General features: G+C 40.0%; 14 protein-coding genes. All 14 read left to right on the top strand.

Going from position 1 to position 14372, the window contains the following annotated elements; all coding sequences use genetic code 11:
- Window positions 1–83 precede the first annotated feature (83 nt).
- The 14 genes from ftsZ (at window position 84) to fliH (ending at window position 14372) form a co-directional block, all read left to right on the top strand.
- Window positions 84–1385, top strand: a complete 1302-nt coding sequence (ftsZ, locus tag DYQ05_RS10055) for a cell division protein FtsZ (protein WP_051150710.1) — start codon at window positions 84–86, stop codon at window positions 1383–1385.
- Between the two features lies 1 nt (window position 1386).
- Complete coding sequence (locus DYQ05_RS10050) at window positions 1387–2289, top strand: site-specific tyrosine recombinase (protein WP_206183370.1); 903 nt, start codon at window positions 1387–1389, stop codon at window positions 2287–2289.
- A gap of 9 nt (window positions 2290–2298) precedes the next feature.
- A complete protein-coding gene (locus tag DYQ05_RS10045; RefSeq protein ID WP_206183369.1) occupies window positions 2299–3027 on the top strand; it encodes a tetratricopeptide repeat protein in 729 nt (242 codons plus the stop codon).
- A 3-nt stretch (window positions 3028–3030) separates the two neighbouring features.
- Window positions 3031–3969 carry a DNA-processing protein DprA gene (dprA, locus tag DYQ05_RS10040; protein WP_194075550.1) on the top strand — a complete coding sequence of 313 codons (939 nt, stop codon included), beginning with the start codon at window positions 3031–3033 and terminating at the stop codon, window positions 3967–3969.
- A 24-nt stretch (window positions 3970–3993) separates the two neighbouring features.
- Window positions 3994–6174: a type I DNA topoisomerase gene (gene topA, locus DYQ05_RS10035; RefSeq protein WP_024468694.1), complete on the top strand. Its 2181-nt coding sequence runs from the start codon at window positions 3994–3996 to the stop codon at window positions 6172–6174.
- 10 nt (window positions 6175–6184) lie between these two features.
- Complete coding sequence (locus tag DYQ05_RS10030) at window positions 6185–7111, top strand: tyrosine recombinase XerC (protein WP_020965884.1); 927 nt, start codon at window positions 6185–6187, stop codon at window positions 7109–7111.
- Between the two features lie 58 nt (window positions 7112–7169).
- A complete protein-coding gene (hslV, locus tag DYQ05_RS10025; RefSeq protein WP_020965883.1) occupies window positions 7170–7706 on the top strand; it encodes an ATP-dependent protease subunit HslV in 537 nt (178 codons plus the stop codon).
- Window positions 7706–9169: an ATP-dependent protease ATPase subunit HslU gene (hslU, locus tag DYQ05_RS10020; protein WP_194075548.1), complete on the top strand. Its 1464-nt coding sequence runs from the start codon at window positions 7706–7708 to the stop codon at window positions 9167–9169. The genes hslV and hslU overlap by 1 nt, the downstream gene beginning before the upstream one ends.
- Before the next feature lie 122 nt (window positions 9170–9291).
- Entirely contained in the window at window positions 9292–9711 is a 420-nt protein-coding gene (gene flgB / locus DYQ05_RS10015) for a flagellar basal body rod protein FlgB (protein WP_029410083.1), read from the top strand.
- A 76-nt stretch (window positions 9712–9787) separates the two neighbouring features.
- Window positions 9788–10243, top strand: a complete 456-nt coding sequence (flgC, locus tag DYQ05_RS10010; RefSeq protein ID WP_206183368.1) for a flagellar basal body rod protein FlgC — start codon at window positions 9788–9790, stop codon at window positions 10241–10243.
- Between the two features lie 13 nt (window positions 10244–10256).
- Window positions 10257–10622 (top strand): flagellar hook-basal body complex protein FliE, encoded by a 366-nt coding sequence (fliE, locus tag DYQ05_RS10005; protein ID WP_020965879.1) that lies wholly within the window; start codon window positions 10257–10259, stop codon window positions 10620–10622.
- A gap of 53 nt (window positions 10623–10675) precedes the next feature.
- Window positions 10676–12379 carry a flagellar basal-body MS-ring/collar protein FliF gene (fliF, locus tag DYQ05_RS10000; RefSeq protein ID WP_024467008.1) on the top strand — a complete coding sequence of 568 codons (1704 nt, stop codon included), beginning with the start codon at window positions 10676–10678 and terminating at the stop codon, window positions 12377–12379.
- Between the two features lies 1 nt (window position 12380).
- On the top strand, window positions 12381–13430 hold the full coding sequence (fliG, locus tag DYQ05_RS09995; protein ID WP_020965877.1) for a flagellar motor switch protein FliG: 1050 nt from the start codon (window positions 12381–12383) through the stop codon (window positions 13428–13430).
- Between the two features lie 15 nt (window positions 13431–13445).
- Entirely contained in the window at window positions 13446–14372 is a 927-nt protein-coding gene (gene fliH / locus DYQ05_RS09990) for a flagellar assembly protein FliH (RefSeq protein WP_206183367.1), read from the top strand.

Raw genomic sequence — 14372 nt, 5'->3', positions numbered from 1 at the left:
ATTCCGTTTAAGACAATATACATGGGAGGGAAAATTATATGGGTATGTCTTACGAAATACTTGAAAGAGAAAATTGTGATTCAATGACATCAACTAAGACCGGAGGTTCTTATACCGGCGGTTTACCCGGTACTCCTGCCGTAATTAAAGTAATAGGAGCGGGAGGCGGCGGTTCCAATGCCGTAAACAGAATGTTATCAAGTGATATGCGCTATGTGGATTTTATTGTAGCGAATACGGACTTGCAGGCCTTGCATTATTCCAATGCACCTACAAAGCTTCCTATAGGTTCAAAACTTACGGGAGGGCTCGGTGCCGGAGGAAATCCTGAAGTCGGTGAAAAGGCCGCTCTTGAAGACAGGGAAGCGATTGCCAATGCTATAAAAGATTCGGATATGCTTTTTATAACCGCCGGAATGGGCGGCGGAACGGGAACGGGCTCCGCTCCTATAATTGCGGAAATAGCGAAAGAGCAGGGCGTATTAACGGTAGCGGTTGTTACAAAACCTTTTAATTTTGAAGGAAAAACGAGAATGAAACTTGCCGAAAACGGAATCCAAAAGTTGCGAGAATCCGTTGACGCGGTTATTGTTATTCCGAATCAGCATTTATTAAAACTTGTTGAGCCTTCAACACCGGTTCCGGAAGCCTTTAAAAAGGTAGATGATGTTTTACGTCAAGCCGTTCAGGGGATTTCCGATTTAATTTACAGACCCGGTGAAGTAAATGTAGACCTTGCAGATGTTCAATCCGCAATGCGTTCTCAGGGAAATGCTCACATGGGTGTAGGAGTGGGGCACGGTCAAAGCCGTGCCGTGGACGCCGCGACAAATGCGATTAACAATCCTTTATTGGAAGATTCCCGCATAGAGGGAGCAAAACATCTTTTGGTAAATATTTGCGGCAACGAAACTTTAACCTTACATGAGGTTGAGGAAATTATGGGGATTATAACCGCTAATGCCGACCCGGACGTTTCAACATGTTTCGGTACAACCGTAGACCCCTCAATGGGAGATTCGGTAAGCGTTACCCTGATTGCAACTGGATTTCCTTCAAACGAATTTTTCGAGCTCGGAAAGGTTACCGAAGCGGCTCCGTCACCCGTTGAAGAAAAAACTTCTGCGGGAAACTCTTTTATTACATCGGGACAGTGGTCCAATTTAAACAGACAGGGGAATTCGGCTCCTCCCAAACCTCCGGTTATTTCCGGGCTCGGGCTCAGAAACGAAAAAAACCGTCCGGCCGAACCGGTTTTGCAAGAGTATGAAACCGCCGCCGAACCTGATTTTGCCGAACAAAAATACAGCTTTAACGTAGAGGTTCCGGAAGACGGAACGGATTTGGATATTCCGACTTATTACAGAAACAAAAAGGGAAGATAATTTGACAAACATACAGCTTCGCGCATTTTACGGATTTTTAATCTCTGCGGAATCTCATTCAAAGGCAACGGCGCAAACTTATATAAACACTTTGCAATTGTTTAGGGAAGAGCTTAAAGGTATTCAAATTGAAAATGCCTCACAAGAAGACTGTATTCGGTTTATTTTATCCAGAGCGGAAGCGGGTATTATGGCAAAAACGATTGCAAAAGATATAGCGGCCCTTAATTCCTTTTTTAGATTTTTAGTGATTGAAGGAGTGCGCAAAGATAATCCCAGTGAAGGTATAGATAGGCCGCGTCGTGAAAAAACTTTACCGCGGGTTTTATCGCCTGAAGAAATAGATGAGCTTTTTGCGGCGATTCCTTTGGATACGCCTAATAACATCCGCGACAGGGCGATGTTCGAACTTATTTATTCGGCGGGATTGCGTGTAAGTGAAATCGTTAATTTAAAACTTGAGGATATTTTTTTTGAAGAAGATTTGATTAAGGTTACCGGAAAGGGAAATAAGGAGCGTATTGTACCTTTCGGAAGCGCCGCAAAATATTGGCTTAAACGTTATTCTGCGGAAGCCAGATGTAAATTATTAAAACCTAAGTATTCCGAAAATACGCTTACAGCCGGTGCCGTGTTTTTAAACAATCACGGCGGCTGTATCACCCGTAAAGGGATTTGGAAAAGAATGAACGAGCTTTCCAATTTTGCAGGAATTAAAACTAAGGTTCATACGCTCAGGCATTCTTATGCAACGCATTTACTTGCAGGAGGTGCCGATTTGCGTTCGGTTCAGTGTCTTCTCGGGCATTCCGATATTTCTACTACACAAGTGTATACCCACATCGAAGATAAGTCGCTGGAAATGTATCATAATAAATTTTTTAATGGAAAAAGAATTAAATAGGAGTGTATAATGAAAAAAAGAATTTTATTTTTAGTTGTTGCAGCTTTTTCTCTTGCTTTTTTTTCCGGTTGTAATTACAATAACAGAATAAAAAGGCTTCAGGAATTGGAAGAGGGTGTCAGCCGTCCTACCACCGAAGAAGAATTAAAAGAAGCTATAAAAAAGTACGAGCGCAGGGTTGAAGATATTATAATTGCGGAAGGCAGAATAGGGATTTGGTATAAAATTTTGGGTTCGCGGTATATGGACCAAAAAATGTATAAAAAAGCCCTAACCTGTTTTCAATCCGCTTTGGAATATTATCCTGAAAATCAAAACTTGTTTTATCAAACCGGTTTGGCTGCAAGTCTTGTTGCAAAAAATGCGCTTGATTTTGATTTATCGGGAACGGATATAGAGAAAAAAAGATACTATGCTCTTGCGGTGTCTTCCTATACTCGGGCTATTGAAATTGACCCGAAATATTCAAAAGCCGTTTACGCTCTTTCGGTTTTATATCTTTTTGAATTAAATAAACCTTACGAGGCAATTCCGCTTTTGGAAAGCGTTGTTGAAAGAGAGCAAAAACCGATACAGCATTTACTTTTATTGGGAAGGGCTTATTATGTAACGGGCAATAATGAAAAGGCTGTCGAAATGTATGAAAAAGTTATTTCGCTTACAAGCAGTGCGGAAAAAAAAGCCGAAGCCGAAAACAATATAAAACTTATAAAGGAAAGAATGAATAGCGGGAATTGATATATGAAGATATCCGATAAAGAAATTTTAAACATAGCCTTATCTCAATGTTCGTTTTTGAGAGGAAGAGAAAAACTTCTTTTATCGGAAAAACTTGACGGAATCGAAGAGTTTTCATTACTTTCTATAAAAGATATTTCGGAGCTTATAGGGAGACGTGTAAATCCGAAAAAATTTGAGCCTGAGCTTATTCAAAGGTATTCGGAAAAGGCTGTAAAAATTATGGAGATGTACGGAATAAGTTCCGTTTCGTTTAACGAAAAAGACTTTCCGCCTCTTTTAAGGGAAATACCCGACGCTCCTTTTATGATATTTTATCGCGGCACTTTGCCGAATCCTGAGCTGCCCGCAATTGCTATGGTGGGAACAAGACGCCCGACCGGGGAAGGAATACAGGAGGCTCTGTCTTTGGGAAGAGAGTTTGCGGAACTGGGTATTCCTGTGGTTTCGGGATTGGCATACGGGATAGATACTTATTCTCATCGCGGTTGTTTTGAAGCTGAGGTTAAAAGAGTAAGTGCCGTTGCGGTTTTAGCTTGCGGCCCGGAAGGAATTTATCCTAAAAGCAATAAGAAACTTGCCGCAAAAATATTGGAAGAGGGCGGCTGTATTTTAAGCGAGTATACTCCCGGCACGGAGCCTCTTGCTTTCAGATTCCCTGAAAGGAACAGAATTATTTCAGGGCTGTCGCGTTCCGTGCTGATTGTCGAAGCTCCTAAAAAATCGGGGGCTTTGATTACCGGAGAGTTTGCTCTGGAACAGGGCAGAGATGTTTATGTTTGTAAGACTCTTTTGAATTCGATTCAAAATGAGGGCTGTGTAAACCTTGCGGAGCAGGGAGCTCTTGCAATAACAAGTGCAAAGGACATTTTAAATGATTGGAAATATTCTTTGAATGAAAACAACAGACAGGTATCGTTGTTTACTGATTTAAAATTATAAAGGAAAGGTTAAAAAGAGGTTTTTATGAGTAAAACGCTTGATGAAAAAAAAATCGCTAAAACAACAAACAAAAAAACGGCTGTAAAAGATAAAAAAGCCAAGACCCAATATCTTATTATCGTAGAATCTCCTTCAAAGGCGAAAACGATTGAAAAGTATTTGGGACAGGATTATGTTGTACGCGCTTCTATGGGGCATTTAATAGATTTACCCAAATCAAGATTGGCAATAGATATACAAAATAATTTTACGCCCGAATATATTACCGTTCACGGCAGGGCGAAAATTTTACGCGAATTAAAAAAAGAAGTAAAGAAATCCGCATTCGTTTTTCTTGCAAGTGATAATGACCGTGAAGGAGAAGCCATCGCCTTTCATTTACATGAATCTTTTTCAAGTGAATGCGGCGTTCCCATCAAGCGGATTGTATTTAATGAAATTACACCTAAGGCAATACAGGAAGCGGTTAAAAATCCTGCCGATATAGATATGGGAAAGGTGAACGCTCAAAAAGCAAGACGCGTTTTGGACAGACTAGTAGGATACAGCCTTTCTCCTCTTTTATGGCAAAAAGTAAAAAACGGTTTATCGGCCGGCAGAGTTCAGTCGGTTGCCTTGCGTTTAATTTGCGAGCGGGAGGTTGAAGTTGAAAATTTTATTCCGGACGAATATTGGACACTTGATTCCGATTTTAAATACGGAAAGGCATCTTTTGAAGCGCAGCTGGTAAAATATAAAAATGCAAAGCCCGAATTAAAAAACGAAAAAGAAGTTAAAGAAATTATTGAAAAGCTTAAATCTCTTCCTGCAAAAATTTTAGATATTAAAACGGCGGAAAAAACAATTAAACCGAGGCCTCCGTTTACGACTTCCACATTGCAGCAAACCGCGGCAAATAGAATCGGATTTACATCTAAAAAAACCATGCAAGTAGCGCAACAGCTTTATGAAGGTATAGCCGTAGGAGCTAACCGTGTCGGTTTAATTACATATATGCGTACCGACTCCGTAAGAATTTCGGACGTTGCAATTACGGCGGTGCGTAAATGGATTGAAGAAAACTATCCTTCGGATTTACCCGATAAGCATATAGAATATTCGGTCGGCAAAAAAGCTCAAGATGCCCATGAAGGTATACGGCCTACATACGTTGAGTACACGCCCGCATACTTAAAAGAATTTTTAAACAGGGACCAATTAAGGCTTTATACCTTAATTTGGGAGCGCTTTGTTGCAAGTCAAATGAAAAATGCAAAAACAAAAACTTCAAGCTATGAAATTGAAGTCGGCGATGCGGTTTTTCGAGCTTCTTCAACTTCGGTTACCGAAAAGGGGTTTTATAACGTTACAAAAACCCTAATTTCAAAAGACGAAAAAGGAAAGACTCTTCCTTCTATGAAAATAGGAGATAAGGTAAATGTAATTACTCTTCGCCCGGAACAGCATTTTACTCAAGGGCCTGCACGTTATACCGATGCAAGCATTGTAAAAATGTTGGAAGAAAAAGGAATAGGGCGGCCTTCTACTTATGCCCCCATTATTTCCGTTTTGCTTGAAAGATATTATGTTACCCGTTCAAATAAACAGCTCGTTCCTACTCAATTGGGAAGAATAATAAACACTCTTTTAGTAAAAAACTTTTCGGATATAGTCGATGTAAATTTTACGGCCGGTATGGAAACCAAGCTTGATGAAGTTGAAGAAAATAAGGTTGAATGGCCTAATTTGATGAAAAGTTTTTACGGCACGTTTCAAGAGCAGGTTGAAGATGCAATGGTAAAGGTTGAAAGCATTAAGGGTTCCCTTGATGAACAAACCGATATAGTTTGCGAAAAATGCGGGAAACCGATGGTTAAAAAACTCGGGCGTTTCGGCTTTTTCCTTGCCTGCACAGGATTCCCCGAATGTAAAAATACAAAATCGATTCCGCTTGCAAAGTGTCCCAGAGAAGGCTGCGGCGGAGATATTATTGCGCGTAAGTCTAAGGGGAGGGGAAAGGAGTTTTACGGCTGCACCAATTTTCCGAAATGCGATTTTATTTCGCACTTTAAACCCATTAACGCGGTTTGTCCCAAGTGCGGCTGGTTTATGGTAGAAAAATACGATAAAAAACACGGAAGCTATAAGGCTTGTATAAATCCCGATTGCGATTATCTTCATACTGTAGTTGAAGGTGTAGAAGATGTAAATGAGTCGGAAGAATAGGAAGTTTTAAATGGAAGAAGCGGATAAAATTTTTGAAGACTATCTTACTTATACGGCAGGCGTAAGGCAGTTTACAAAGGCGACAATTAATTCTTATAAAAACGATTTACAAATTTTTAAATCGTGGCTTAAAGAATTAAATTTAAAAGTATTTGAAGTTTCCGCTTCCGATATAAGAATTTTTGCCGCTGAATTGGGAGATAAAAAATTTGCGCCCGCTTCAATTAACAGACTTCTTTCCGTTTTACGCGGGTTTTATAAATATGCGGTACGTTTTAATTTAACAAAGGTAAACCCTGCAACGGGATTACGTAATTTAAAAATACCTTTAAAACTTCCCGTGTTTATGTTTCCGGCTCAAGCTCAGGAGTTTTGCGCCCTGCCCGAAAACAAAAATATTTTATGGGAAGCAAGAGACGCCGCTTTGTTTGCATCTCTTTATTCTACAGGCTGCCGTGTTTCGGAGCTTGCAGGGTTGGATATAAAAGATTTGGATTTTTCTTTTTCTTCCGCAATAGTTTTCGGAAAAGGAAAAAAAGAGCGCAAGGTTTTTTTTGCGGACTTTGCAAAAGATTATTTAAAGATTTATTTAAAAGAGCGTAAAATGTTATTAAAAAAACATCAAGGCGAAGTGCAAACGGGTGAAGACGGAAAAACACGTGATGCGCTCTTTTTAAATAAGAGGGGAAAGCCTCTTACGATTCGCGGTATAAGGTATATAATTAACCGTTATGTGGAAATTTCGCCCGAATTAAAAAGACTTTCGCCTCACGCTTTTAGGCACAGTTTTGCTTCAACTCTTGTAACACGCGGTGCGGATATAAGAGTTGTGCAGGAACTTTTAGGACATGCAAGTGTTTCCACTACGCAAAGATACACTCATATTACTGCGGAACAGCTTCATTCGCTTTACAAAAAAGCTCATCCGCATTCGTAAGTAATCGGCAATTTTAAATTGACGGTTGTAAAAATAGAATTGTTTTATAGGGAGTTTTATGAAAAACAAGGTAAGAAGTACTACGGTAATTGCCGTAAGAAAGAACGGAAAAATCGTAATGGCGGGAGACGGGCAAGTTACAATGGGTGAAACCGTTATGAAAGGAAATGCCAGAAAGGTTAGAAAAATTTATGACGGTAAAATACTTACAGGGTTTGCGGGTGCTACGGCGGACGCTTTTACTCTTTTGGAAAAATTTGAAGTTAGGGTAAAAGAATTTTCAGGCGATTTAACCCGTTCGGCGGTTGAGCTTGCAAAGGATTGGCGTACCGATAAAATGCTTAAAAACCTTCAAGCTCTCCTTTTGGTTGCCGATGCAAAGACCACTCTTTTAATTTCAGGAAACGGAGATGTTATAGAGCCTGAAGAAAATATTTTGGCAATCGGTTCTGGCGGGAATTACGCCTATGCCTCCGCCTTGGCTTTAATGCAAAACACGGAACTTTCCGCACGTGAAATTGCGGAAAAAAGTTTAGCTATTGCGGGAAAAATCTGTATTTATACAAACGGAAATATCATTATGGAGGAAATATAATGAGCATCGATTTAAACGTATTAACACCGAAACAAACTGTAGAAGAACTCGATAAATATATTATCGGTCAGCATAAGGCAAAGCGGGCGGTTGCAATTGCTTTGCGTAACAGAATGCGCCGGCTGCAATTGCCTGAAGAAATCAGAGATGAAATTGCGCCTAAAAATATTTTAATGATAGGACCTACAGGCGTAGGTAAAACCGAAATTGCAAGGCGGCTTGCAAAACTTTCGGGAGCTCCTTTTTTAAAAGTGGAAGCTACGAAATATACGGAAGTAGGTTATGTAGGCCGCGATGTCGAATCTATGATACGCGATTTAATGGCTGTCGGCTTTAATATGGTAAAAAGCGAAATGCAGGAATCCTTAAAAGTACAGGCGGAAAAAAACACCGAAGAATCCTTATTGGATTTACTTTTGCCCGGTTCCGGCAAAAAGACTTCTTCCAATGCAAACGAGGCTGAAAATGTTATTCCTATAAAAATTACGGTGCGTAAGGACGGCGAGCCTGCAATTGAAAAAAAAGCGGCGGTTGAGCTTGTGCATGAAGAAGATGAAAAAAAAGAAAACGATATGAGCGGTACCCGCGAAAAATTCCGTATAATGCTTAGAGAAAAAAAACTTGAAGATAAAATGGTTGAAGTTACAATTCAGCCTTCAAATATGCCTCCTTTTGAATTTTTTGCAGGCGGTTCCAATATGGAAGATATAGAAAATGCAATGAGCAATATTTCCAGTATGATGATGGGCGGTTCAAAACCTAAGCGAAAAAACGTAAGCATAAAAGAAGCCCGTGAAATTATTATGGCCGAACAGCTTGACCGTATGGTTGACCGCGATAAGGTAAGTGAAGAAGCTAAAAGGCGTGTAGAAGAAATGGGAATTATTTTTATAGATGAAATCGATAAGGTCGCTTCCCGCTCGGATAGGGGCGGCGGGCCCGACGTTTCGCGTGAGGGTGTTCAGCGGGATATCCTTCCCATCGTTGAAGGCTCAAATGTTTCCACAAAATACGGAGTGGTAGACACGACGCATATTCTTTTTATAGCCGCAGGTGCTTTCAGCGTTTCAAAGCCCAGCGATTTAATTCCGGAATTTCAAGGACGATTTCCCTTACGCGTGGAATTGGAATCGCTTCATGCGGAAGATTTTAAACGTATCTTACTTGAGCCTAAAAATGCCCTGACCAGACAATATCAGGAGCTTTTAAAAACCGAAGACGTAAAAATCGAATTTACCGAAGAGGCTATCGACAGAATGAGCTTTTTAGCGGCAGATGTAAATTCAAAAAACGAAAATATAGGAGCGAGAAGACTTCACACGATTATGGAAATGCTGGTTGAAGATATTTCTTTTAATGCAAGTGAAATGAAGGGGGAAACCGTAAAGATAGATGTGGACTATGTCGATGAAAGGCTTAAAGGAATCGTGCAGGACCAGGATTTGTCCAGGTACATATTGTAATCGGCAACGTGAATCCGCTTATCGGCAATTACTTAAGCAAATTTTAAATTTGCCGAAAATAGATATAGGTCCGTCTTTAAAAAACGGTAAATTTTAAAGACGGAACGGATTAGGAGGGACTTATGGGTCTAAACAGTTTTTTGCGTACAACGGATATTTTACACAGGGCAATGGACGTTAATACGCTTAGATACAATGTTACTTCAAATAATTTGGCTAATTCGGATGTGCCTAATTTTAAAAGAACCGTAGTTAATTTTGAATCCGAGTTAAAGCGCGCCTTTGACTCCGAAAAAAGAGCGGACGGAGCTTTTCAGCTTGCAACGACTCATCCTTTGCATATAAAGTCTAACGATGTAATTGATTATAGAACGGTTGAGCCGAGAAGGGTTTTGGATTATTTAACCGAAGAAAAAGCAAACGGTAATAACGTAAATCCTGAAGAAGAAGCGATGAACGTTTTAAAAATTCAAATGCAATATCAGCTTTTGAGTATGATGACCGGCTTTCAATATAATCAGGCTCAGTCGGTTTTAAAATAGATTTTAAGATAACGGAGATACGATAAGCCTTTCGACTTGGCTTCCGTATCGCTCTTATCTTTAGAAGGAGAATAAGATGGGGTTATTTACAAGTATAAATATCGCCGCAACAGGAATGCATGCGGAAAGATTGAGAACGGACGTTATTTCGAACAATATTGCAAATGCTTCTACAACGGCAACGCAGGAAGGCGGGGCTTTTAAAAGAAGCCGTGTAATTGTAGAGCAAAAAAAATCCGGTATTGATTGGATGACTCCCTTTGTTCCTCAATCTATTGATAGGGGTGTGGGAGAAGGCGTCAGAGTTGTTTCCATAGAAAAAGATAATTCAGAATCGCGATGGGTTTATGCTCCTACAGACCCCAGAGCAATTAAATCGGGGCCTCGTGCAGGATATGTGGAATATCCTAATGTAAGCGTTGTTACCGAAATGGTGGATTTAATTTCGGCTTCGCGTGCTTATGAAGCGAATCTTGCAGTTGTTCAAGGAGCAAAGGATATGTTTCAAAAAGCCTTGGATATTGCAAGGTAAGGGGAGGGTTTAAATGATAAATCAAGTTAATGCGGCGCATGTTTATAAGGTGCCGGGACTTTTGGAAGTTCCTCAAGTCGGTTCCGTCATTACGGATAATTTTAGAAGCCGAATGGTTTCCGATACCGATATGATTGAGCTTGCCGTAAATAAACCTGCGGCAAGTTTTGAGCAGTTAATTTTAAAAGCCTTTGATGATGTTAATTCAAAGCAAATTAAAATGAATGAATTAAGCGAACAAATGATTATCGACCCCGATTCGGTCGATGTTCACGATATAACAATAGGAATGGCGCAGGCTAATTTATCGTTAAAGCTGGCGCAAACGGTTATCGATAGGCTTGTAAAAAGCTGGAACGATATAACTACAACGAGATAAAATAATTACACTGCAAAGCAGAGTAAAATAACGTTCGGTACATGGGGGGAAACATGAACGAAAAGATAAAAAACTTTACGGCAAAACTCGGAACTCTTTGGGGAAAATGGACGGGAGTTCAAAAGGGAATCATTATCGGAGTTGCGGTGCTTTCTCTGGTTTTGATTGTTGTTCTTATGCGCTGGTCATCAAAACCGACTTCGGTGCCTGTTCTTGATATGGCAATAACCGACGTAGATACCCGCGACAGGATTCTTTTAAGATTAAATGAAGAAAACGTAACGCCTACCGTATCTTCGGACGGAATTATTTCCGTAAGCGATGAGCAAACCGCAAGACGTATGCGCTCCATTTTAATCCGCGAAGATTTGATTCCGCAAAACACAAGCCCTTGGGCAATCTTTGATGTCGAGCGCTGGACACGTACCGATTTTGAAAGAAAAATCGATGTGCGCCGGGCCGTTATCGAAGAGGTTAAACGGCATATAAAATCTTTAGAAGATATTGATGATGCAAGCGTTGTAGTTAATATGCCCGAAAAAGCGGTATTTGCTTCGGAACAGGACCCTGTAACGGCGAGTATTATTATTTATCCTACACCAGGAAGCGATATCCTTACTCAAAGAAAAAAAGTCGAAGGAATTCAAAAAATCCTTAAACTTGCAGTTCCGGGTCTTCTTGATGAAAATATTACAATTGCCGATAATACGGGAAATATTTTAAACGATTTTGAAGGCTTAAAAGACTTTGACCGCCTTACAATGATTGAAAAACAGCAAAAGCTTATAGGAAAACTTGAAAAAGAATATGCGGCTCAAATTTTAGCGGCTTTGCAAAAAATTTACGGTACCGACAGAGTGCGCGATTTAAACATTAAAATAGATATGGATATGTCGGAGCGCTCCGCAAATACTACAAAACTTTTGCCGACTGTTATAAAAGAAGATAATCAGGAAACTCCTTATGATGATTCGGAAGTTGTAAAATCGATTACCGTAAGCTCCGAAAATGCAAATACCATTTACGAAGGAACGGGAATAAATCCCGAAGGCCCTGCCGGTGTTGACGGAAATACTCCTCCGTCGTATAAAGATGCAAAAAATATTGTAGGGCGTTCGACTCAAACTATTTCAAAATTAAATGAACTTGTAAGCTCAAGTCAAATAAGTGAAATTTTTCATCCTGAAATCGGAAGACGTACGGTTTCCGTAAATATTGACGGCTCTTGGCAAAAGAAAAAAGACGAAAAAGGAAACTTTATAATTACAAACGGAAGAATTGAAAGAGAGTATATCGAAATACCCGATGCGGATTTAAAACAAGTAGCAAAACTTGTACAGGATGCCATAGGTTTTAAAATAAGCAGAAAGGATTCCGTAACGGTTTCGAATATTAAAATCGACAGAACCAATCAATTTGAACTTGAAGATAATGAATATTTTAAAGCGCTACAAAGACAAAAGATAATTTTAATTTCTCTTGCCGGTGTCGCCCTTGTTCTTTTAATATTTATTTTATATAGAATTATCAGCCGCGAACTTGAAAGACGGAAAAGACTCCGTGAAGAAGAACTTATACGTCAGGCACAGCTTGAACGCGAAAGGCAGTTATACGAAGCGCAATTGGCAAATGCCGATGTTTCAATGACGGTTGAAGAGCGTAAACGCTTGGAGCTTCAGGAAAATGCAATTAACATTGCGCGTGAACATCCTGAAGATGTAGCTCTTTTAATTAGAACTTGGCTGATGGAGGAATAAAATGGCTGTAGCACCTGCAAAAGAAAGAGGAAGCGCGAAAAAAGGAAAAGATATAAACTCTCTTACCGGAAGACAAAAGGCGGCAATCTTTTTGGTTTCCCTCGGAGGAGAAATTTCCGCAAAAATTATGGAGCGCCTGCGCGAAGATGAAGTTGAAAAAATAGTTTTTGAAATTGCAAGAACGGAAACCGTAGACGCGGAGTTAAAGGACGCCGTTCTTCAAGAGTTCCAAGACTTAATGGCGGCGCAAAACTTTATTACCACGGGAGGTATTGATTACGCACGCGATGTTTTGGAAAAAACTTTCGGAAGCCAAAAAGCAATTGAAATTATCAATAGGCTTACAAGCTCCCTGCAAGTGCGTCCCTTCGATTTTATAAGAAGAACCGACCCCGCGCACCTTTTAAACTTTATTCAGCAAGAACATCCGCAAACCATTGCTCTTATTCTTGCATACCTTGAACCGCAAAAGGCTTCGGTAATTTTGCAAAACCTTCCCGATGAAATTCAAAGCGATGTTGCGCGGCGTGTTGCAACTATGGACAGAACTTCTCCCGATGTTTTGCGCGAAGTGGAACGCGTTCTTGAAAAGAAACTTTCCACTATTTCAAGCGAAGACTATACGGCGGCCGGAGGCGTAGACAGTATCGTAGAAATTCTTAACCTTGTTGATCGCTCTTCCGAAAAATCCATTATAGAATCTCTTGAAGATGAAGATCCCGATTTGGCAGAAGAAATTAAGAAGAAAATGTTCGTATTTGAAGACATTGTTATGCTTGACGACAGGTCAATCGGTAAGGTTTTACGCGAAGTTAATAACGATGAAATGGCAAAGGCTCTTAAACAGGTTGACGCTGAAGTTCAAGATAAGATATTTAGAAATATGAGTAAGCGTGCGGGAGCTATGCTCCGTGAAGAAATGGAATATATGGGCCCGATACGTGTTAAAGATGTTGAAGAAGCTCAGCAAAAGATTGTGTCTATTATCCGTCATTTGGAAGATAAGGGTGAAATTGTTATTGCCCGCTCCGAAGAAGACGAGCTGATATAAAAACGGAGACTGCTTATGGCTAAAACTATTTTTAGAGGCTTTGAAGTAAATAAAAAAGCGAATGACGTTGTTTTTTTACAGCTTAATAAAACTTTTCAAAATGAACCCGAAGAAGAAATCGTTGAAGATGTTCCCGTGTATGAAGGGCCGTCTATTGAAGATTTAAAAAAGGAAGCTGAAGATTTTAAAATAGAATGGGAAAAGGAAAAAGAGCAAATGTTTGCCGAAGCACGGGCCGCCGCCGATAAGATCATTAAGGAAGCGGAAAATGCCGCCTTTGATGAAGTTAAAAGGCAAACCGATGAGGCTCAAGTTGTTTCTCAAAAAGCAAAAGATGAAGCTAAAAAAATTATTGCAGAAGCCGAAGCAAGCGCAAAGGCAATTATTTCCGACGCTCAAAGCAATCAGGCTTCGGTAAACAGGGAAGGGTATCAGGAAGGTTTTAGCCGCGGCAGGGAAGAAGGTTATAAAGAAGGAGATCTTGAAGTTAAGCGTTTAATAACAAGGCTTCAAACAATTATAACAAAAACAATGGATAGGCGTCAGGAAATTCTTTCCGAAACCGAACAGCAAATTGTAGATTTGGTCTTGCTAATGACGCGTAAAGTAGTAAAGGTAATTTCGGAAAACCAGCGCAATGTCGTAGTTTCAAATGTCGTACATGCTTTGAGGAAGGTAAAAGGGCGCGGAGACGTAATTATCCGCGTCAATCTTGCGGACGTCGGAATGACCACGGAACATACAAAGAATTTTATCTCGACGGCGGAAAATATAAAAAATATTACCGTTGTGGAAGATTCTACCGTAGACCAGGGCGGTTGTATTATCGAAACCGATTTCGGCGCGGTTGACGCAAAAATTGCAAGTCAGCTTAACGAACTCGAACAAAAGATTTTGGAAATATCTCCGATTAAAACTAAGATTAAAACCGGAAATATCTAG

Source organism: Treponema pedis, from assembly GCF_017161325.1.
Taxonomy (GTDB): domain Bacteria; phylum Spirochaetota; class Spirochaetia; order Treponematales; family Treponemataceae; genus Treponema_B; species Treponema_B pedis.
This window is presented reverse-complemented; position numbering and strand designations above follow the sequence as displayed.

Excerpts from the sequence above, each read along its gene's own strand:
- hslV (WP_020965883.1), top strand. The coding sequence starts at position 7,170 with ATGAAAAACAAGGTAAGAAGTACTACGGTAATTGCCGTAAGAAAGAAC.
- ftsZ (WP_051150710.1), top strand. The coding sequence starts at position 84 with ATGACATCAACTAAGACCGGAGGTTCTTATACCGGCGGTTTACCCGGT.
- flgB (WP_029410083.1), top strand. The coding sequence starts at position 9,292 with ATGGGTCTAAACAGTTTTTTGCGTACAACGGATATTTTACACAGGGCA.
- fliF (WP_024467008.1), top strand. The coding sequence starts at position 10,676 with ATGAACGAAAAGATAAAAAACTTTACGGCAAAACTCGGAACTCTTTGG.
- fliG (WP_020965877.1), top strand. The coding sequence starts at position 12,381 with ATGGCTGTAGCACCTGCAAAAGAAAGAGGAAGCGCGAAAAAAGGAAAA.
- DYQ05_RS10045 (WP_206183369.1), top strand. The coding sequence starts at position 2,299 with ATGAAAAAAAGAATTTTATTTTTAGTTGTTGCAGCTTTTTCTCTTGCT.
- flgC (WP_206183368.1), top strand. The coding sequence starts at position 9,788 with ATGGGGTTATTTACAAGTATAAATATCGCCGCAACAGGAATGCATGCG.
- topA (WP_024468694.1), top strand. The coding sequence starts at position 3,994 with ATGAGTAAAACGCTTGATGAAAAAAAAATCGCTAAAACAACAAACAAA.
- dprA (WP_194075550.1), top strand. The coding sequence starts at position 3,031 with ATGAAGATATCCGATAAAGAAATTTTAAACATAGCCTTATCTCAATGT.
- DYQ05_RS10030 (WP_020965884.1), top strand. The coding sequence starts at position 6,185 with ATGGAAGAAGCGGATAAAATTTTTGAAGACTATCTTACTTATACGGCA.
- fliH (WP_206183367.1), top strand. The coding sequence starts at position 13,446 with ATGGCTAAAACTATTTTTAGAGGCTTTGAAGTAAATAAAAAAGCGAAT.
- fliE (WP_020965879.1), top strand. The coding sequence starts at position 10,257 with ATGATAAATCAAGTTAATGCGGCGCATGTTTATAAGGTGCCGGGACTT.
- hslU (WP_194075548.1), top strand. The coding sequence starts at position 7,706 with ATGAGCATCGATTTAAACGTATTAACACCGAAACAAACTGTAGAAGAA.